General features: G+C 33.8%; 12 protein-coding genes and 5 tRNA genes. 12 read left to right on the top strand and 5 right to left on the bottom strand.

Going from position 1 to position 20,536, the window contains the following annotated elements; translation table 11 throughout:
- Positions 1–1,226: 1,226 nt before the first annotated feature.
- From ACO05S_RS03810 to ACO05S_RS03760, 11 genes are all read left to right on the top strand, one after another.
- A complete protein-coding gene (locus ACO05S_RS03810; RefSeq protein ID WP_421920216.1) occupies positions 1,227–1,808 on the top strand; it encodes an RNA polymerase sigma-70 factor in 582 nt (193 codons plus the stop codon).
- Complete coding sequence (locus tag ACO05S_RS03805) at positions 1,809–2,957, top strand: FecR family protein (protein ID WP_421920215.1); 1,149 nt, start codon at positions 1,809–1,811, stop codon at positions 2,955–2,957.
- Between the two features lie 528 nt (positions 2,958–3,485).
- Positions 3,486–6,971: a SusC/RagA family TonB-linked outer membrane protein gene (locus ACO05S_RS03800; protein ID WP_421920214.1), complete on the top strand. Its 3,486-nt coding sequence runs from the start codon at positions 3,486–3,488 to the stop codon at positions 6,969–6,971.
- An 11-nt stretch (positions 6,972–6,982) separates the two neighbouring features.
- The gene (locus ACO05S_RS03795; protein ID WP_421920213.1) at positions 6,983–8,446 is read left to right on the top strand and encodes a RagB/SusD family nutrient uptake outer membrane protein; all 1,464 of its coding nucleotides are present in this window, start codon (positions 6,983–6,985) and stop codon (positions 8,444–8,446) included.
- An 18-nt stretch (positions 8,447–8,464) separates the two neighbouring features.
- Complete coding sequence (locus ACO05S_RS03790; RefSeq protein WP_421920212.1) at positions 8,465–9,745, top strand: hypothetical protein; 1,281 nt, start codon at positions 8,465–8,467, stop codon at positions 9,743–9,745.
- A 213-nt stretch (positions 9,746–9,958) separates the two neighbouring features.
- On the top strand, positions 9,959–11,134 hold the full coding sequence (locus ACO05S_RS03785; RefSeq protein WP_421920211.1) for a thioredoxin-like domain-containing protein: 1,176 nt from the start codon (positions 9,959–9,961) through the stop codon (positions 11,132–11,134).
- Between the two features lie 114 nt (positions 11,135–11,248).
- Positions 11,249–12,622: a TlpA family protein disulfide reductase gene (locus tag ACO05S_RS03780; RefSeq protein WP_421920210.1), complete on the top strand. Its 1,374-nt coding sequence runs from the start codon at positions 11,249–11,251 to the stop codon at positions 12,620–12,622.
- A gap of 22 nt (positions 12,623–12,644) precedes the next feature.
- Complete coding sequence (locus ACO05S_RS03775) at positions 12,645–13,877, top strand: thioredoxin family protein (RefSeq protein ID WP_421920209.1); 1,233 nt, start codon at positions 12,645–12,647, stop codon at positions 13,875–13,877.
- Complete coding sequence (locus ACO05S_RS03770) at positions 13,813–14,778, top strand: S1 family peptidase (RefSeq protein WP_421920208.1); 966 nt, start codon at positions 13,813–13,815, stop codon at positions 14,776–14,778. Before ACO05S_RS03775 ends, ACO05S_RS03770 begins: the two co-directional genes overlap by 65 nt.
- 77 nt (positions 14,779–14,855) lie before the next feature.
- Positions 14,856–15,893 (top strand): thioredoxin family protein, encoded by a 1,038-nt coding sequence (locus ACO05S_RS03765; RefSeq protein ID WP_421920207.1) that lies wholly within the window; start codon positions 14,856–14,858, stop codon positions 15,891–15,893.
- A 124-nt stretch (positions 15,894–16,017) separates the two neighbouring features.
- Positions 16,018–18,486: a T9SS type A sorting domain-containing protein gene (locus ACO05S_RS03760; protein ID WP_421920206.1), complete on the top strand. Its 2,469-nt coding sequence runs from the start codon at positions 16,018–16,020 to the stop codon at positions 18,484–18,486.
- Between the two features lie 173 nt (positions 18,487–18,659).
- Here the strand turns inward: ACO05S_RS03760 and ACO05S_RS03755 are convergent.
- The 5 genes from ACO05S_RS03755 to ACO05S_RS03735 form a co-directional block, all read right to left on the bottom strand.
- Positions 18,660–18,744 (bottom strand) — tRNA-Ser (locus ACO05S_RS03755).
- A gap of 9 nt (positions 18,745–18,753) precedes the next feature.
- Positions 18,754–18,826: transfer RNA gene (locus tag ACO05S_RS03750), tRNA-Gly, on the bottom strand.
- Positions 18,827–18,865: 39 nt separating this feature from the next.
- Positions 18,866–18,948: transfer RNA gene (locus ACO05S_RS03745), tRNA-Tyr, on the bottom strand.
- 18 nt (positions 18,949–18,966) lie between these two features.
- Positions 18,967–19,039 (bottom strand) — tRNA-Gly (locus tag ACO05S_RS03740).
- Positions 19,040–19,078: 39 nt separating this feature from the next.
- A tRNA-Tyr gene (locus ACO05S_RS03735) sits at positions 19,079–19,161 on the bottom strand.
- 409 nt (positions 19,162–19,570) lie between these two features.
- Between ACO05S_RS03735 and ACO05S_RS03730 the strand changes: the two genes are divergently transcribed.
- Complete coding sequence (locus ACO05S_RS03730) at positions 19,571–20,437, top strand: diacylglycerol/lipid kinase family protein (RefSeq protein WP_421920205.1); 867 nt, start codon at positions 19,571–19,573, stop codon at positions 20,435–20,437.
- The last annotated feature ends 99 nt before the right edge of the window (positions 20,438–20,536 follow it).

Below are 20,536 nucleotides of genomic sequence, written 5' to 3'. Positions count from 1 at the left end.
CATCATATAGAATAGCATTTACGCAAAACGTCCTGTAAGCTTGAGTGCGACTAAAATATAGTCTCTGTTTACACAGATTTAATCAAATTGACTGCAAAAAGAAGCTTAATTCCAGTTTTCTATTAAACAAGCTTGATTAAAATAATTATATAAACATATATGTAATGATTATCTTGATCGTATTTGGCTTAAACCTGACAAATGGGAAAAAAATAAAAACAGATCGAAATAATACCAATTGTATTTCAGATCTAAATCCATAGTTTATATGTGTTTTGATGCTTATACCAGAATGAGGTGAGCATTTTTTTAAATAGGAAGTTTCTTTATAAAGGCCTTTGAACTAGATCCAAAATATTTTCGTCATGTGCGGATGACGAATAAAATCTATATGATATATTCTTTATATGTACAATACACCAGTTAGAACAGTAAAATACTTAGAATCATTTGTAAATTACCGATATAAATTAGTATTATACATATATAGATATGTATTATGGGTGTAATTATATGTATAAAACCTAGATAGATTAGTTAAATACATATAAATAGTCGTATAATATATAGTAATGTTAATAAAAGAGATATAATTATTAGTATTATACTTATATTTCTCCTTATCTGATAAAACAAAACCAAGAACTAGTGTAAAGAATGCTAATTCCCCGAACTAATTTTTTGACCTATTTTCCTTTCTACTGCGTTAAGCTTTTTCGCCGTAGCTATGGCTATGCCTGTAAACCTTGCCTTGTAAAAAGAAAAATATTTTCAAAAACTTTAATTCGTTTTATTAACACTCTTCACACTAGCTTGTGATTTATAGCCAGAAATTTCTATTTGTGCCCTACAAGTTGATTTGACATTTTTCTTAGAATGGATGGATTTAGATGTCATTCATCTTGATTCATAATTGGAATAAACCTTAAATTATTTTGAGAATCTTGAGTTTAGTCAAGGCAAAAAATAGAGGCATTGCCTTGGTAAGGGTGACAATGGTAATATCGGTATTGTTTTAAAGATCTTTAATTTACTTATATTCTTGCATGTTTCTTTTAAGCAAATCTCGAATTAAATTGACTTTCTGTGGAGGATATTTTTTATCAAGGTTGGATTTTTCCTAAAATGATATCACCCTCTTTTGATAGTCGATTGTATTACCGTTATAACTCGGTGAGATAATAGTATGCTATTCATTTGCTTGTGTAATAAAATAGGAGGATAGAATGAATTTTCCAGAGCACTATATTAGAAAGTTAAAAAGTGGAGATCGTAAGGCTTTTCATGCGCTTTACTTCGAAATGTTCCCAAGGCTTTGTGCATTTGCCAACAAGTATGTAAATGACAGGGAAGTAAGTGTTGATATCGTTCAGGATGTTTTTATGCATATTTGGGATCATCGAACTTCTATTAGAAGTAACACTTCTTTTAATTCATTTTTATTTGTTAGTGTAAAGAATAGATCCATTAATTATTTAAGAAAAGAAAAATCAGTAGCTAAGCTTCACCAGAATTATACAGATCTAAATTCTGAGACATTGTTTGATTATAATCAGTTGGAACTAGAAGTATTTGCCAAGGTGTATGATTACATACAATCCTTACCCAAGCGATCTCGAGAGGTAATGTTGCTAACATTAAATGGTGTTTCCAATGATGAGATAGGTAGCGAATTAATGATATCTGTGAATACTGTAAAGACTCTTAAAAAACATTCATACAGAAAGATGAGAGAGAAATTTAAAAATCTACTTTATCTAATACACCCTATTTTAATTATGCTTTGTAATACAATAAAAGATGTTTAAATGGACGAAAAACAATATATAGCGGAGCTAATTTCAAAGTATATTACCTCAAAGTTAACGCCGGCTGAAGAGGAATATTTAAATGGTTGGCTTGAGGATTCCTTTAATAAAATGCAATTTGATAGAATTGTTGAATTGAATAATGTACACGAGAATCTTGAAGATTTGGACTTTTTTCATTCAAATAATCGGATGGATGAGTTTTCAGAATACGTTAAGCCTCAGATACAAATTAAAAAATGGTTAGCTTATGCGGCTGTGATTGTTTTACCTCTTGTTCTTGGAATTTCAGTCTTTTTTATAAAAGATAACATTTTCATACTCCAGAAACCGGGACTTGCAGCAATTGAGCAGTTTAGTGAAAGCGTTACTTTAGAATTAAATAATGGAGAAGTTCATACATTTGATCATAAAGATTCGGTTATATATACTTCAAATGGCGTTTTGGAAATTGATTCTACAAATATTAGCTATTTAAATCATAATAATGATTCAATTGAGCAATATAACACAATCATTATACCCAAAGGAATGAAGTATTGTTTAACTCTGTCTGATAGGACTAAAATTTGGTTGAATGCTCAAACCAAGTTAAAATATCCTGTGGAATTTATTGGAACCGAGAGAAAAGTATTTCTGGCAGAGGGAGAGGCTTATTTTGATGTTCAGGAAAATAAGAAAATGCCTTTTATTGTTAGTGTTGACAATGAAGAGGTAAGGGTTATGGGAACAGAGTTTAATGTTCGAGCCTATAATAATGAAATTGAAAATCAGATCACTTTGGTAGAGGGTGAAGTTGTGGTAAGTAATAAACACTCTAAGCTTAGGATGATGCCAAATCAACAGGTATCTATTCGTTCAGGACAGAATAACTTACAATTGGAAAATGTAAATGCTGCCATTTTTGTCGGATGGAGAAACAGCCAATTAATATATCGTAATGAAAGTTTAGAGAGAATATTGATTGATTTGGAGAGGTATTACGATATAAAAGTTTTTTATAAGGATCCGGAAATGCAATTTGAATCTTATTCATTGTCTCTCAATATAACACCGGACTTTCAAGAGATTGTAGAGTTATTGGAAGCTACAGGAAGTGTAAAGTTTGAAATTAAAAATAATGTGCTAGTTGTAAAAAAAGTAGTCTAGAATGCCGCCACATTTAAAACCAGAAGATGCTAGCTAATATGATTAACTAACCCATAAAAAATTCTAAACCTATGAAGAAAAAAATGGATTGCCTATTGAATGATAAGCAGAGGTATACTTTATACTATCGCTGAAAATCAATTCCTGAGCAATTGATTACTAAGCTTGACTCTTCTTACTTGTAAAGACTATAATATTCTGTATTTGGAAGCTACTTGAATTTTTGAACATTTCTTTGCTGTTAAAATATCCAATTCTCAATAGATTAAATCCTTTTATTGATGCATTTTATCTAAAATTGGAAATATAAGCACTGATTCGGATATTATTCTCTAGTAAAATTATGTTTGTTTTATGAGATTTCTTGTTTTTTTAAGTTTGTTGGACTCTTGTTAGTAACAGAAAGAGTAAAGTTTAAAAGTAAAAAATAATGTATTGGTGGTGAAAAAGTAGTGCAGAATGCCGCCACATTCTGCACTAGGAAATGCTAGCTAATATGATTAACTAACCCGTAAAAAATCTAAATTTATGAAGAAAAAATTTAACCTAGAGTTTTTTCATAAGAAAAAACCAGGATTGCCTGTTAAATTATTAGCAGTGGTATGTTTAATATTATCGCTGAATTTGAACTCTTGGGCAGTTGTTGCTATGCAAGGAAACCAAATTGTAATTAATGAGTCAAATATTAATCTGGAAGATTTGATCTGGAAAATCAAGGAACAGTCTGGTTATAAGTTTATTTATAATACCAAACACTTGCAGAATTATTCAAATTTAAGTGTTGATAAGAAGGGTACTGTAGACGAAATCCTTAATTCTATTTTGCTTGATACCAAATTGACATATGAGCTTAAGAATAATGCTTACGTGTTAAAATTAAAGGATACCGAAAAGAAAATTGAAAAAACTGAACAAGAAAAAGCAAAAATACGAGGAAAAATAACAGATGAAAAAGGTAATGTATTGCCTGGTGTGTCGGTATTGATAAAAGGATCATATGTTGGAACGACATCTAATATTGATGGACTTTATACTATTTCTGTTCTTCCTGGTGATGTGCTTGTTTTTAGTTTTGTAGGGATGGAATCTCAAGAAGTTAAAATTGAGAAAAATGCTGATATCAATATTGTATTAAAAGAACAAGAAAATCAAATTGGTGAAGTTACGGTTACTACTGGGTATCAAGAAATCAAAAAGGAAAGAATGATTGGTTCGTCGGCTGTAATTACCAGTACAGAACTGAGGAACAAAGGTTTTACTAATATTGAACAAGCTCTTGAAGGAACCATTGCGGGATTAACTACCATTTCATCCGGCCGGCCGGGGGAGGATGCCCAAATCACAATTCGTGGTGTAAACTCACTTTCAGGCAGTACTTCACCCATGTGGATTGTTGACGGAATGCCAATGATGGGTGAAGTCCCAAATGTATCTGATGGAGCTGCTGATCTTCAGTCAGCAATCTTTACAACAGGTATTGGAAATCTTACTCCTGATGATATAGAATCAATTACAGTACTAAAGGATGCAGCGGCAACAGCCATTTATGGTGCACGTGCAGCCAATGGTGTAATTGTTATTAAAACTAAATCGGGTACAGAGGGGAAGACATATTTTAATGTAACATCAAACTACAGTATTTTCGAAAAACCTGAGATGGATGTACAAATGATGAATACTGCTCAAAAGATTGAATATGAAAAACGTATGTATAACGATTTTGGACGATACAATCATTTGGGAAGAGTATTTGATATGATGAAGAAGGTGGATTATGGTACAATGAGTCAGGTTGAATTTGACAGCAAAGTTGCAGAACTTGAGAAAATAAATACGGATTGGTTTGATGAGATTTTTAGAGCTGGTACAAGTTCTCAAACAAACGTAAGCATGCAGGGAGGTACAGAAAAAACACAATACTATGCCTCAGGTGTTTACCTAACGAATAAGGGAACTGAGCCAAACAATAAGTATCAGAAAATGGGTATGAATCTAAAGTTAACTCATAACCCATCGAGGAAAGTTAGAATCCAACTTGGATTGAATGGAACTATGCGTAAAGATAGGTCAACGGCTAGTAGAGTCAGACCACTGCAATATGCTATGTATGCCAATCCATATGAGAAACCTTATAATGATGATGGTACTTATGCTTATGATCTAAGTTATAATCTAGAAAATTCCGATTTGGATAAACCAGAGGAATTAGCATGGGGGAAGTTTAATATTTTTCATGATCTAAATAACAATACAGCCAAAAGCAGATATATTGATTTGCAAACCAATTTGAAATTTGAATATGAGATAGTCCCAGGTCTAATGTATACTTCTCAAGCAACATACAATGTAAATGCTACTCACAGCAGATCAACCGAAGGTGCAAACACTTATACTAATTTTAAGAACCATTGGCTGAATGCAACAATTGGAGAAGTTACTCATGATATGGTTGATGGAGCATTGTCGGAAAGAACTGGTTATGCTGATTCTTACACTTGGCGAAACAGTCTTTCGTATAACAAGGAAATAAACAACATGCATTTTATTAACATTATGACCGGACAGGAAATTCTTCGCCGGGATGGTAGAAACTTTTCTAATTATTCACCAGTATTCGATGAATTACATGGGGTTACAGGTTTTCCTAATTTAACCGATATAAAACCGGAAGATTTAAACGTAAACCGTTTAGGAGGAACAGGAGAGTATACCGAAAAAATTTCTTCATTTTTTGCGATTGGTTCCTATTCGTTTATGGATCGCTACGTCTTCAATGGTTCGATTCGTTATGATGGATCGGATATTATAGGTAATGATAACCAATTTACACCTTTATGGAATGTAGGATTCCGTTGGAATTTGCACAACGAAGACTTTATTAACTCAAGAGACTTTTTTAACGAGCTTTCGATAAGGGCAGGTTATGGCTTTACCGGGAGTATTGATAAAAATGCCCGACCAAACTTGGTAATGTATTTCAATAGTGCGATTGAATATGATGGTGTATATGTTCCAACCAGTTTTGATTATCCAAGCCCAAGTGTAAAATGGCAAACTAAAGAAGATATTAACATTGGTTTGGATGTAGCCATGTTGAAGAATCGTTTTGAATTAACTGTAAATTACTATCATAACACAACTGATGATGTTTTGGATCGAAGAAAATTGGCATACTCATCAGGGAGAGGTAGTGTAATTGAGAATGTGGCTGATTTGATTAATAAAGGTTGGGAATTTCAGTTGAGCACAACAAATATAAGAACACAAGACCTTACTTGGATAACCCGATTTAATGTAGCTATAAATGACAATAAGGTAAAGACTACTTTTTTCAAATCATTGAATGAAGTTCCGGCAACAAATTCGGATGCATTTGTTGAAGGATACCCGGTAAGAGCTTGGTATGGATTTAAATTTGCACGCGTAGACGAAGCTACAGGGAATACAATTGCGTATCTGGAAAACGGAGGAACCTTTGATATGGATGAAATTTATAGTAAATCTCATAAAGGTCTCGAACCACCATTGCTTTCTTATCTGGGGGAGGCATATCCGCCAATTAGTGGGGGTATATCAACTACTTTACGCTACAAGCGTTTAACCTTGTCAGCAAGGGGGAATTTTTACACAGGACATAAAATAAAGTCATTTAACACTACTCAATTGGTTAATGGACAAAACCGGTATATTAAGGATATTAACCGTTGGAGACAACCGGGAGATGTTACGGACGTTCCTGCTTATCCGGGTCATACTAGATATGCCTATAATACTTACCTATTTGATACAGAGCTTGAAGATGGAGATTATTTTAGATTAAGATATGTAACCTTAGGATATAATTTTCCACCTGAATTATTAAAGAAAATTGGCTTTAAAACTATGCGTTTAAGTGCTACTGCCAATAATCTGTTAACTCTAACAAAATACAATGGTATTGATCCCGCACTTATGGGCGGTTTTGGTTACCCAAATAGTAGTAATTATACCTTAACTCTTAACCTTGGATTCTAAAAATAAGCAACATGAAAATTAAAATATATTTATTAGTACTTATTATAATCTTTACTTCATGTGAGGATTATTTGGAAGTGGAGCCTAAGAATAAAATTAGCATGCTTACTTATGAAGATGCATGGCAATTGATGGGAGCCCATCTTCGTACATATTTTGATAATGAAAGTCTGGGAGGAACAACTGATGCTTTAACATCCAGATCAATTGATCCATATTTGGTATTTAATTACTATAGTGATGATCTAAATGTAGATACCTATTTATTGTACTCTTGGCAAGCAAGAAACAATGATGGAATGTTTTATAAAAGCCTGAATTGGTTCCAAGGTACAATTCATAGTAAACTATGGAGAAATCACTATAAAAATATTGGATTTTATAATACCATACTGGATCATTTACAGAAAGTGAAAGAAACGGTAAGTGAAGATGAAATAATTGTGGTAAAGGCTGAGGCTCAGTATTTATTGGCTTATGAATTGTTTAAATTGATACAATACTTCTCTCCATATGATAATGATGATTTAGGTTTGCCTATAAACCTAGACCCATTGGCAATAAGTACATACGACTCCTCTAGAAAAACTCAGACCGAAGTTTATCAAATTATTACTGATTTATTGGAGGAAATACTGACTTATAAAACCACGCCACAAGATTACAGTGTTTTTTACAACAAAAATATTGTAAATGGATTACTGGCTAAAGTGTATCATTTTAAAGGAGGGTCAGGAGCAGGATCGGAAGATGATTATTCCAAGGCCATTAACTATGCTAAAGAAGCAATGAAAGGAAGAAGCTTAACTTCAATTGATAATTTTTCTGATTTGTTTAAGTTTGGTTATGGAGATGAAAAAGGAATTTTAACCGATAAGAATTATGCATTGATTGTATCAGTGCCTTCGTGGTATACCAATGGTGGAATACAAAATATTATTGGGCGACCTATGAGAAATTTGAATATACATGTATCAGATGAGTTGCTCAACTTGTATTCCCCCGATGATGTAAGATTAGGTGCTTTCGTAGAACCAGATGGAAGAATTTTTAAGTTTAGCGAGTTGGATCGTTATTATGAAGACAATGCTCATTATTTTCTGAGAGTTGCAGAAATGCAGTTAATTATTGCAGAATCGTATGCTCGAATAGATGATTTGGGTAATGCAAGGCTATATCTTGAGGAATTTCAATCCAACCGAATTAATGACTATACGGGCTTTGAAGGTTCAGATGTCTTGGGTGAGATATTAAATGAAAGAAGACGAGAGTTCTGTTTTGAGTATGATATGCGTTGGACTGATCTTGTGAGGTTACAAACAGGATGGACGAGGAATGCTGTCGACAAGGATGAGGAAGGTATAACTTACACAATTGAAGATAATGACTATAGGTTTACTCAACCTATTCCTCAGGAAGAAGAATTAATGTTTAATAATAAGATCAAGCAGAATCCAGGTTGGTCGTTGTTGTAATATTTAAAATTGATTGTTATGAAATATTTATATATTCTGGCCTTCTTTTGTGTATTTGTGGCCTGTGATAAGGAGGATGTAGAAGTAATAGAATTTAATGAAAGTGTTGATTATATTAAACAAATAAACTTATACGCCAATAGTCAACAACTGTTTAATGATGGAATCGCTGAAATAGAATTCTTACTTAAGGTTTATGGAGATACCATAGTTACAAAAGTTGTGGAAGGTGATACTCTTGGCGAATATGTTGAGGTTATAGATACCCTAGGCTATCAAATTGCAAAAGATAGGATCCCGAATGGTGCAATAAAAATATTTACTGAAGATGGCGAGGAAGTAACTGGAGGTAAATATTCAACCACAGCTTCGGCTGGTACGGTTTCATTTTATGCTAAGGCAGGAGATGTTCAAAGTGATTTCTTTACTGTGGATATTGAAGATAAACCAAGTGTTGATTTCGATGAAATTACGATACCTGTTATCTTTCATCTAATTTCTAATGTCAATAACAAGTACTCTATTGGTGAAATTAAATCTGAGAACCTCGAAGAAATGATCAATAATTTAAACCAGGTGTTTGAAGGAAGTCTGAAAAATGCTCCTCATTCTGTTGATTTGAATGTTAAATTTCAGTTGGCAAGCCAGAGTGAGGATGGTAGACCATTAAAGGAGAAAGGTTTAGATCGTCATAATGTTGGTGATGCAGAAGGAAAAGAATTGGTAGCATATGTAAATGAAAATACTGTATGGGATCCTGAAAAGTATCTAAATATATGGATTTCTGATTGGTATGAAGATGAGTATGGTATCGATTGGTGGACTTTGTTAGAATATGCAGCAAACAGACCAACTTATATAATGGGAGATCCTTTATTGGTACCATTTTCCAATAAATCATGGAAAAATATGACTCAGGTTGATGATTTATATCAAGATTGGGAGAAGGTAGAGGATATTGGTATTGTAGTTAATACTTCTGTGTTGTTTGATACTGATAATGAGATCTCATTCGAATATATTGTTGGTAAATTTTTAGGTTTAATACCAACAGATTTTTACAGTAATAATAGCACTCCTCTAATTAATGGAGATGTTGATTTTTGCTCAGATACCTATTTGTATGAAGTGAAATACCCTAGAAGAGAAAAGTATACGGTGAAGAGCGATCAAAGAGTGTTCTATTGGTCGTATAATATAATGGATGAGTATTCGGCTTCTACAACTATTACTTATGAACAAGCATTACGAATACGAAAAGTGTTGGAATTATGTCCACATAGACAGTTCCGTAAATAATAAATAAAGTGGTTACATGCCTCTTGTTATGAGGTGTGTAACCTTCTTTGCTATTTCAATAAATTTATTAACCTCAAATATTTTCTGAAGCAAATTAGAATTACTTATTGTTTGGAGTGGTATTACTATGTCTGTTTTTTTTGATAGAAGTACAAATAGGCGAAGTGTAATAATTAGTACGGGCTTTGTCAAGCAGAGTTAAATACATAAGTTATGAATCAGATTAAGAATTTTGCAATCATTATTATTTTAGGGATAGCAATTTCAGCATGTAGACAAAAGCATAACCTTATTGCTGATATTGAAGATTTAGGCAATGATACCATTTATGTAGAATATATTCCTATTTCGCAACTAGGAAAGATAAATGAGCCTTTTAAGGACACAATATTTTCGAAGAACAATAAATTCACATTTGATTTGCCATGTGAAGAGCCAAGTTTAACTTACTTTTTCTTTAAAAAGGGAAGGTTTACAAGGCTTAACGGACACTTATATATTCCGGATCAAAAATCTCTTTTTCTATTAATAAATCCGAATGATCGTATAAAAGTTGAGGGAGAATTATATGATTATTATTTGGATTATCAGGCATTTGGTTCTGAGTTTAATCAGGAATTCAGTCATTTAAGAGGTGGGTATATTCGAGAATCTTCTCAGGCAGTAAAAATTGAGTTGCAAATTGATTCTCTATCAGGCAAAGGGAATCGTAAGTTAGTTAATGATCTTTTTGCAGAGAGAAGAAAGGCAGGTGTTTCAGAAGAAATCATGCAATTGGAATACCTCAGGAATAACCAGGATAAAGAACTCTCAGCCTTTTGTTTATTGTTGCAAAGACTTGATACTATAGCTAAATATTCCGACCATTTAGATTCTAAGGTGAAAAACGGAATTTTTAAGAATGAGTTAGAACGTAAGTGTCATAGATACCAGAAGTATACTAAGATAAAGGAAGCGGAAAAGAGAATAATTGAAGGAAGTCTCGCTCCTGATTTTAGTTTACAATCAATAAAAGGAACAAAGCTTAGGCTAAGTTCTGTAACAGATAAATATGTAATACTTGATTTTTGGGGAAGTTGGTGTGGATGGTGTACAAAAGGTTTTCCAAAAATGAAAGAATACTATAGTAAGTATAGAGATCAAATTGAGATAGTTGGGATTGCATGTAGCGATACTGAAGATAATTGGAAGAAGTCGGTGAAAAAGAATAAACTGGAATGGTTAAATGTAATAAACGATGAAGACCTTAAAAAAGATGTGTCAGTAATGTATGGGATTCAAGCTTATCCTACCAAAATTATTCTAGATAAGGACAAAATGATTGTAGCAAAGTATAGTGGTGAATCAGAAGACTTTTATGAGAAACTAGATGAATTAATGAAAAATTGAAGCTAATTGCAATTTTGTACAATCCAGAAAATGTAATGGAAGATGTATTTCTTGTATGGTCTGCCATTAGATTAATCAATATTAGGAAAAAGAACTACTTATTAAATCGAAAGAATGAAAAAGAATTTAATTGTAAGTGTTTGTTTAGTGGTGCTCTGTGTTTCTTGTAATTTTCTCACTAAAGAAGCAAAACTAAGCATACTCTTGGATAAAGAATGTGAGAAAAGTGTTCGTATCTTCAATCATAAAGATACCGTAAGTGTTAATTTGGCTCCAGGAGAACAACACTCTTTTGTTTACATCGCAGAAGATCGAATTGAAAAACAATATTACATTAATGGAGTACGTCTTAAATTGGTAGTAGCCAAAGGTGATAATGTTGATCTGTATTTATCAGGAGAGAAAGGTGAATCTATAAAGATTAAGGGTGGCAAGTTTCGAGCTTTGAATGACTATAATTTATTCAAAGCATTGAATCTAAAATATAGTTGGAGTAAAGAAGAGAGTTTACTCGATAGTTTATCTTTCGAGAAACAGATGGATGATATCATTAAGCAATCGAATCAACTATTGGAAGATTTGAGTAAAAATAATGATTTTGATGAAAGATGGATCAAAAATGAGCAGCTTAGTACAAAGTATTGGGTACTAACCAGAAAGGTTTTTTATCCATTTATGAATGCTGCCTATTCCTATAAGAAAGTGCCAAAAGTTATTCCTTCTTTTAGCAAAGAAGTTGTCAGCAAAGAGGTTTTAAATAATGATGAAATCATCATTTACGGAGGAAACTTAATAGGAGGATTATTGTATAATTATGCCAAAATAAATGGGGTTAATCATAAGGATGTGCCCAACCCTGCCTCAATTGGTAACTTAGAGATGATAAAAGAATTAGTGAGCAATCCAAAAGTAAAATCTTTGGTTGCGCAATCTCTTCTAAGTATGCAATTAAATGAATACTCCGATGCTGGTATTGAGCCAATACTTGAATATTTTAATAAGAATTGCCTTGATGAAAAAGTGAAGGCTGAAATGCTGGCAAAAGTTGATGAGATATCCGTTTTAGGCCCTGGCAAACCAGCACCGGAAATTGAATTGATTGATATGGATGGAAAGGTTCACAGTTTGGCTGACTACAGGGGTAAGAAAATATATATTGATGTTTGGGCTACGTACTGTGGTAAATGTTTGAAGGAGATGCCAAATGTTCATCAATTGGAGAAAGACTACAAGAATGAAAATTGGGTATTCTTAATGATTTCCTTGGATAAGGATAATGCGAAATGGCAGAAAAAGGCCAAAGAACTTGGGCATTTAGATCGTCAGTTTATTGTTCGAAATGGACATGAATCTCAATTTAATAAGGATTATAGAATTGGATATGCTCCAAGATATATTATAATCGATTCCAAAGGTAAGCTTGTCAATTTTAATGCTCCTTTTCCATCTGATAAAAAGACAAGAAGGATAATGGATAAAGTTTTATAGATCTAATTTAATTAAAAGAAAAATGATTCGCTTTACATTGATCTTAGCACTAATTCTGTCATTTCATTTCTCGAAATCGCAAATCCATTTTACAAATATTTCACGTGATACTATAACATTTCAAAGAATCCTTAAGGGAGCTGAAAAGCAAAACAAGTTGATTCTTATGTACTTTACTGCAGATTGGTGCGGTTGGTGCAAAGTTTTCGAACGAGAAATACTTACGGATAGTATAGTTAGAAATTACTACAAGAAAAATTTCATCAATACTAAAGTAAGTTGGGATGACAATGTGGATCATTTGGATATTGATGAATTGGTTAAGATGGCACCACAATTTATAATTATAAATTACAAACGAGATACCCTAAATAGGTGCATTGGTTATGTCGATGTTGAGGACTTTTTAAAATTTGGGAAGCAGGCTAACTCTGTGGATGATAATTTATTGGTTTGGAAAGAAAAGATTGAAAATGGAGATTATTCTTATGATGTGGTTAGTAAACGTATTAACAGCTTGAAACCACCTCATGCATATCTTCCGCCTGATCAAGAATGCGAACCGCTACGAATCTTTAATAAATATTTTGATACTATTTCAGAAGATAAATGGATGAGTGTAAAGAACTGGGCGCTAATTCAAAAATGCGTAATCAATCCCAATAACAATCAATACAAGTACATTTTAAAGAACTATAGTGAGTTTGTTGAAAAGTATGGTAAGGTAGAGATTGATAAGTTTTTTTTCGACGTGTGGTACAAATATACATCTATGCATTATGAGGTAGCTTCAAAAGAGTTGAAAAATCAAGCATTTCCTCCTGTTAAAGCACTTCAGCGAGAATTCGATATATGGAGCTTAAAGGATCAAATTGATAAATCATGTGGAACTCTTAAAGACTCACTTGTTAATAAGCTTGCTGAATTATCGAAGGAAGCCTATACAAATCATTACTATCTATATTCTTCCAGTAGTATAAATAATATCACTTGGTTTCTATATCAATACTGCGAAAGAACCGACAATTCAGAACTTTTGTTGGATGCCTGTGAATGGATGGACAAATTAATTACTACAACAGAGTATTTTGAAGTGTTTGATACTTACTCGCATATTTTATCCGCATTGCAAGAAAATAAGAGAGCGTTGGAGCTGGAGGAGAAAGCATTGGAGTTGGCAAAATGGTCGCATGAAAACAAAGAAACTATTGATAGAATTAATCAGAGGATTGAAGCACTTCGAAAGTACAACTAATATGGTTTATACAACAAAGACATTGTCTCTTATCTATTTCTTATTCTTCTTTTTTGGAATGGAGTTTTATTCCTCGGCCCAAATCACTGAACAAGCAATAAATGATAGTGAATTGATTTACGAATTTCAATTGAAGTTGGAGGAGATGTATAAAAATGACAAATCAGGATTAGCTTCTTTTGAATTGTTGAATCAGCAACTGAGTTCACGTAAATCATTACAATGGAAACCTGATGAAGTACTTCTGAAACAGGATTTAGATGGACCTGCTTTGTACAAGCAAGCGGCTAAAGCTTCTCTTGTGTTTGGCAAACTGGCAACACGAAAAGATAAACCAGGCAAATTTTATCTCTTTTTAGCTTCCAGTTTTGCTGTTGGTTCCGATGGAATATGTATTACAAATTATCATGTAATTCATGAGATTCCTTCATCTGAAAATACATATACTTTTGTTGCAGCAGCCGTTATGAATTATAAAGGAGAAGTTTATCCAGTAACTGAAGTCTTGGCATCAAGTAAAAAAAATGACCTTGCAATATTCAAAGTAGGAGGTATTGACAAAGGTTTGGATATTTTTCCGCTTAGAAGGAAAGTTCTGGTTGGAGAAGACATAGCCACTATAAGTCATCCCTTTAATCACTTAAGAGTGATGTTATATAACTATACTAGTGGAATTGTAAATCGATTAAGTACTTCGGAAAAGAAAGAACTGCGTATGAACATATCCGCAGAATACGCTCCCGGCTCTAGTGGAGGAGCAATATTTGATAATCGTGGTAATCTGGTTGGAGTAATTTCTACACTATTTCTCATGCAAGATTCTAAAAAACAAACACTAATGTTAGTGAAGGAGGCGATTCCAGTTCAAGCCTTATGGGAATTATTTCAAACAGAAGAGTAAAATTGTTTCAAACCATTGGCACAATGATTATCAAAACCTAGGAATATAATTAATATGAATCTAAAATGTTAAAATTTATGATTTTTAGAAAAAATAAAAAACTGTTTTTAGCTGCGTTATTAACACTGTTTGGATCATCTGCAATGTCGCAAGGTATCGAGTTTAAAAATGGCTACTGGGAGGAGATAAAGGAAATTGCAAAAAATGAAAATAAGTTGATCTTTATTGATTTTTATACTGATTGGTGCGGCCCATGTAAGAAAATGAACAAAGAGGTTTTTCCTCTTGACACAGTTGGAAAATTCTACAATAAACATTTTATCTGTTATAAAGTTGATGCAGAGAAGGGAGAAGGTCCAAAATTGGCTAAGCTTTATGGTGTAGCTTCTTTTCCAACTTATATATATTCAGATTTCACAAGTAAATTGCTCCATCGTAAATCTGCCTATATGAAGGCCGAACAATTCATTAAACTTGGGCAAATAGCCCTAGATCCTGGAAAGAGATTTGCGCCACTGGAGGAAGAATTTAATAATGGGAATAGGGACAAGGATTTTGTGTTGAACTATTTCAAACTTTTACGCGCAGCAGGAGGAAGCGTAGACCCTAAATTGGCTGAGTATTTAGAAAGTCTTCCTAAAAAGGAAATAACAACATTAGAGACTTATGATTTGATTAATAAATATGGTTCAAACATAAGAGGAGATGTGTATAAAATACTGATTGATAATTTTGATACATACTGCAGGATTGCTGGTGAAGAAGCTGTTGTTGAAAAAATTCATCGCAGATTTTTGCTGAGTCACAGTCATCACTTTGGTTCGCGATGGGCTGAGAAATATGCTGATCATTCCGTTAAAGATTTTGTTCAAACCCTTAATTATCCATATAAAGAAAGATTGTTAGCAGAGATTGATATCAACTTTTTAACGAACTGCCAAAAAAATGAAGAGCTAAGTCGAGCTCTGTTACAATATTTCGAAAATCAGTGTAAATCAAATCCTAAGCTTATTCTAAAAATGATGGAAAAGAAAGAAAGATTTGTAAAAAGCACCAAGCTGTATCAGAAATTATTAGAACACCGAGACAAGGCCAAAGCTAAAATGAATCCATAAAATAGGTTTATACTGATTAAATCACATATCAAATAAGAAATACTAACCAAATCACATCACAATGCAATTAAGATCATTATCAATTCTAGTTTTTTTCTTATCGATACTTCTAGGTGTCTTTTTTATGCAAAGAGAACAATTGCCTATGGAAAAAGATGAACCACCATTAAAGGCATGGGAACAAAATTTTAAAGCAATTAGAAACCCTCAGTTAGGCTATATTCCAAGAGAATCTGTGCTTAATGCGTTCAAAAAATCAGTAAAAAGTAGGTTGAAATCAACCAGTAGCGTTCAATGGGAGTCTCGCGGTCCGTATAATGTAGGAGGTAGAACAAGAGCGATAATGTTTGACCCAAATGATTCAAACAATAGAAAAGTATGGGCCGGTGGTGTAACAGGAGGATTGTGGTACAACGAGAATATTGATGCGACCAAAAATAAGTGGATTGCAGTTGATGATTTTTGGTCAAACTTGGGAGTTACATCTATTTCTTATGATCCGCTTGATACGAAAGTTTTTTATGTTGGAACTGGTGAAGGGTGGTGGTCATCCAATTCAACAGGAAATGAGGGGATAGGAATAATGAAATCTACCGATGGCGGACAATCTTGGACTCATTTGGCTTCTTCCCAGAACTTTCTTTTTATAAATGATTTAATAGTTCGTAAGGAAAATAATGAAAGTGTACTTTATGTAGCTGTAGATAATCTATCCGGACAAACAGGAGAACTAATTGCAGACCAGGGATTGTATCGTTCTACTGATGGAGGGGAAACATTTACCCAGGTGTTACCTCAAATTGAAGGTGAGAATTATTCTCCTGCACAAATTGAAATTGGAGCTAACAACAGAATGTATGTTTCAACAAAATCGAATCCTTCAAACAAGGCAGGAGGAAGTGTTTTTTATTCTGATAATGGTACCACATGGGTCGAAAGCACATTAAAGAGTGATGGTGCCAGAGTTGCAATTGCCTGCGCACCTTCAAACGAAAATTATATTTATGCGCTCATTAGTAAGAGCCCTACGAGTAATGGATGTTATGCTATGTATTCCGATGATATGGGGCTTACGTGGAAAGACGCGACTCATCCGGAAGATGATTTCTCAGGATTTCAAGGTGTATATGATTTGGTTATAGCTGTGCATCCTTCGGATCATCAAAAAATTGCCATTGGAGCTATTGATGTTATGATTTCTGAGGATGGTATGACAAGTTGGGCAAGCATTAATGCAAAGATGCATGCTGATTATCATGTGATTGAATATTTCCCTGATGATAATGATAAGATCTTATTTGGGAATGATGGAGGTGTTTATAAATTAAGCAACTTATGGTCAGATTCTAAAGCTGTAATGTTAAATGATGGATATAATATTACCCAGTTTTATACTTGTGCGATACATCCCGAGGCAGGTGAAAATTATTTTCTGGCAGGATCTCAGGATAATGGGACCGAGATTTTTAATAGCACGGGAATTGAAATTACCGAAGGAGCTACCGGAGGTGATGGATGTTTTTGTTTTATTAGTGAATCTAATCCTAGATATCAATTGTCATCGCATATAGGCAATAGCTTTTACCGTTCAACTGATGGAGGAAAACGTTTTAGTCGTTTGGATGGTGTTAGCGCAGGCAAGTTTGTAAACCCTGCTGATTACGATGATAACAAAGCTATCTTATATTCTTGTGGCTCAAGTTTTAGTACCAAAACCATACACCGTTTTAAAAATATAAAAGGAGTAACAGTTACTGCTGATGAATTTGAAATAAACATGAAAGGAGATCCCGGAATTGGGGTGTCTCATATTAAGGTATCACCATATACTACAGAGTCATCAACAATTTATGTAGGGACAGAAATTGGGGAATTATTAAAAATTGAGAATGCCGATACGGAGAATCCAACATCAACCAATTTAACCCATAGTGAGTTTCCACAAGACGCCTACATAAGTTGTATTGAATTAGGGGAATCGGAAAATGAACTAATTGTTTGTTTTAGCAATTATGGAGTTTCTTCCATTTGGTATACTGATGATGGTGGAGATTCTTGGTCTGAGAAAGAAGGTAATTTACCGGATATGCCTGTTCGTTGGATAATTCAAAATCCAACAGAGCGAAATAAAGTGATGTTAGCTACACAATTTGGGGTATGGGCTACCGAGGATTTTGATTCTGATAATCCAAGTTGGAATGCTGAAAATAGTGGATTAGCAAATGTGCGCATTGACATGTTAAAGCTTAGAAAATCGGACCAAACTGTAATCGCAGCCACTCATGGTAGAGGATTGTATTCTACGAATGCTTGGGAAACTATAACCACAGGTATAAAAGATAAACTTGAAGCCAAAAACGGTATAGAATTAAAAGTATATCCTAATCCTTTTAGCGATTACTTAAAGATTGAAAATAAAGACAATCTTAAAATGGATATAAAACTGTACAATATTCAAGGAAAACTAGTCAAGTCGATAGTTACTAGTGAACAATTAATTGAGTTAAGTACAGCTAATTTATCAGCAGGTATTTATGTGTTGAATGTGAGCTCTAATGAAAGTGTAAAGTCGTTTAAAGTAATTAAATCCTAACATTTTGTATACTATGATGATGAACCAAGAATGATTAGGTTATATATGTAACTACACCAATTGAAATACCCTTTTTTTGCATTTTAAGGCGTTTGTTTGCTTTGGTATAAAAGAAAAAAACCTTGCAAACGTAAGGTTTACAAGGTTTTTTTTTCTGTTGCATTTCTGCGAAGCGGAGAGAGAGGGATTCGAACCCCCGGTACGTTGCCGTACAATGGTTTTCAAGACCACCGCATTCGACCACTCTGCCATCTCTCCAAAATTATGAGCGGGAAACGGGACTCAAACCCGCGACCCTCAGCTTGGAAGGCTGATGCTCTATCAACTGAGCTATTCCCGCAAGAATATTTTTACTGATTGAACGTTTTCAACCTAATTGTGGGGAGAGCAGGATTCGAACCTACGAAGACGAAAGTCAGCGGAGTTACAGTCCGCCCCAGTTGGCCACTTTGGTATCTCCCCAATATTATCAATATGTTGAGCGGGAAACGGGACTCAAACCCGCGACCCTCAGCTTGGAAGGCTGATGCTCTATCAACTGAGCTATTCCCGCAAGAATTTTTTTACCGATTGAACGTTTTCAACCTTGTTGTGGGGAGAGCAGGATTCGAACCTACGAAGACGAAAGTCAGCGGAGTTACAGTCCGCCCCAGTTGGCCACTTTGGTATCTCCCCAAAAGCAATTTTTTAAAGAACTTTGTTTCTCGATTGCGGATGCAAATATAGGTGCTTTGATAGAATATACAAGGGCTGGAAAGCTTTTTTTTCAAAAAAAATGAAGTTGTTTATGTAAGTGTTTGATTTCCTAGTAAATATTTTTGACATTTTTATTTAATACTTTTTTCATATAATCATAATTACCCTGAGTATTGATGTAAGGTTCAGTATACTAAAGTAATACATCTTAAACTTGTAGGTGTCGATTGGATAAAGATTTTCTAATCGTCTGAGCACTAAGCTACCTTAGCTTATTGTATCTGTTTATGATTATATTCGGTTCTTTTTAAACTTTAGGAGTTGACTTGCTTTTCTAATGTTAACCCAATTATATTAGATTCTATTAATAATTTGCTCAATTAATTTCATGAAAAACATTCTTTTTATTATTAATCCTATTGCAGGTAAAAAAGCAGGAAGGAATATAGTTAAGGAAATCGTAAAGTATCTCGACACAATTCGATTTAAAGCATATTTTCGATATTCGGAATATCATGGACACATATCCGAGATTGCTGCTCAAGCCTTAACAGAACATTTTGATGTGATTATTGCTGTAGGTGGAGACGGAACAGTGAATGAAACTGCACGTATTTTGGTTCATTCAGAGATTGCATTGGGGATAATACCGGCAGGGTCGGGGAATGGACTTGCCAGACATCTTAGAATACCTTTGTCGGTGAAAGGTGCGGTTGAGAGAATTAACAAGATGTATTTTTTAAGGATGGATGCCGTGAGAATTAATAATTCCTATTCATTTTGTGTGGCAGGAATTGGTTTTGATGCTAAGGTAAGCCGAATGTTTCAAAAGATGGAAGCGCGCGGTTTGTACTCCTACATTATTGCTTGTTTAAAATGCTTTAACCGAAGCAAGAATCAGAATTTTATTGTAAAAACCGAAACTGAAGAGATCGTTTTAAACGGATTTATGCTTTGCTTTGCAAATGCGAGCCAGTTTGGGAATAATGCCTATATTGCCCCTCAGGCAAGCGTTTCTGATGGGATTTTAAATCTAATACTTGTTCGGAAACCTTTCCTGTGGCAGCTTCCGGCATTGGCTATTAGAATTTTAACGGGTACTGTAGGCAAGTATTCCGGATGGAAAGAGCTTTTAGGTAAAGAATTTGAGATAAGGCAGAAAAATGATTACGCACACTTGGATGGCGAACCTAAATCGATAGGATCAAAATTTAATGTGATTCTTGAAGAAAAAGCTTTACAGGTAATTTGTTGAATCGAGCAGGACTAAACACCCACGATAATGATTATTTTAATCTTGCGGCTTCAATCTGACAAATGAAAAGAAATTATATAACAGATGAAACAAAAAAGC

The sequence above is a fragment of the Marinifilum sp. genome (genome assembly GCF_965230805.1).
In the GTDB taxonomy this organism is placed as follows: Bacteria; Bacteroidota; Bacteroidia; order Bacteroidales; family Marinifilaceae; genus Marinifilum.
The sequence above is the reverse complement of the archived record's forward strand: the minus strand, read 5'-3'. Positions and strand labels throughout refer to the sequence as shown.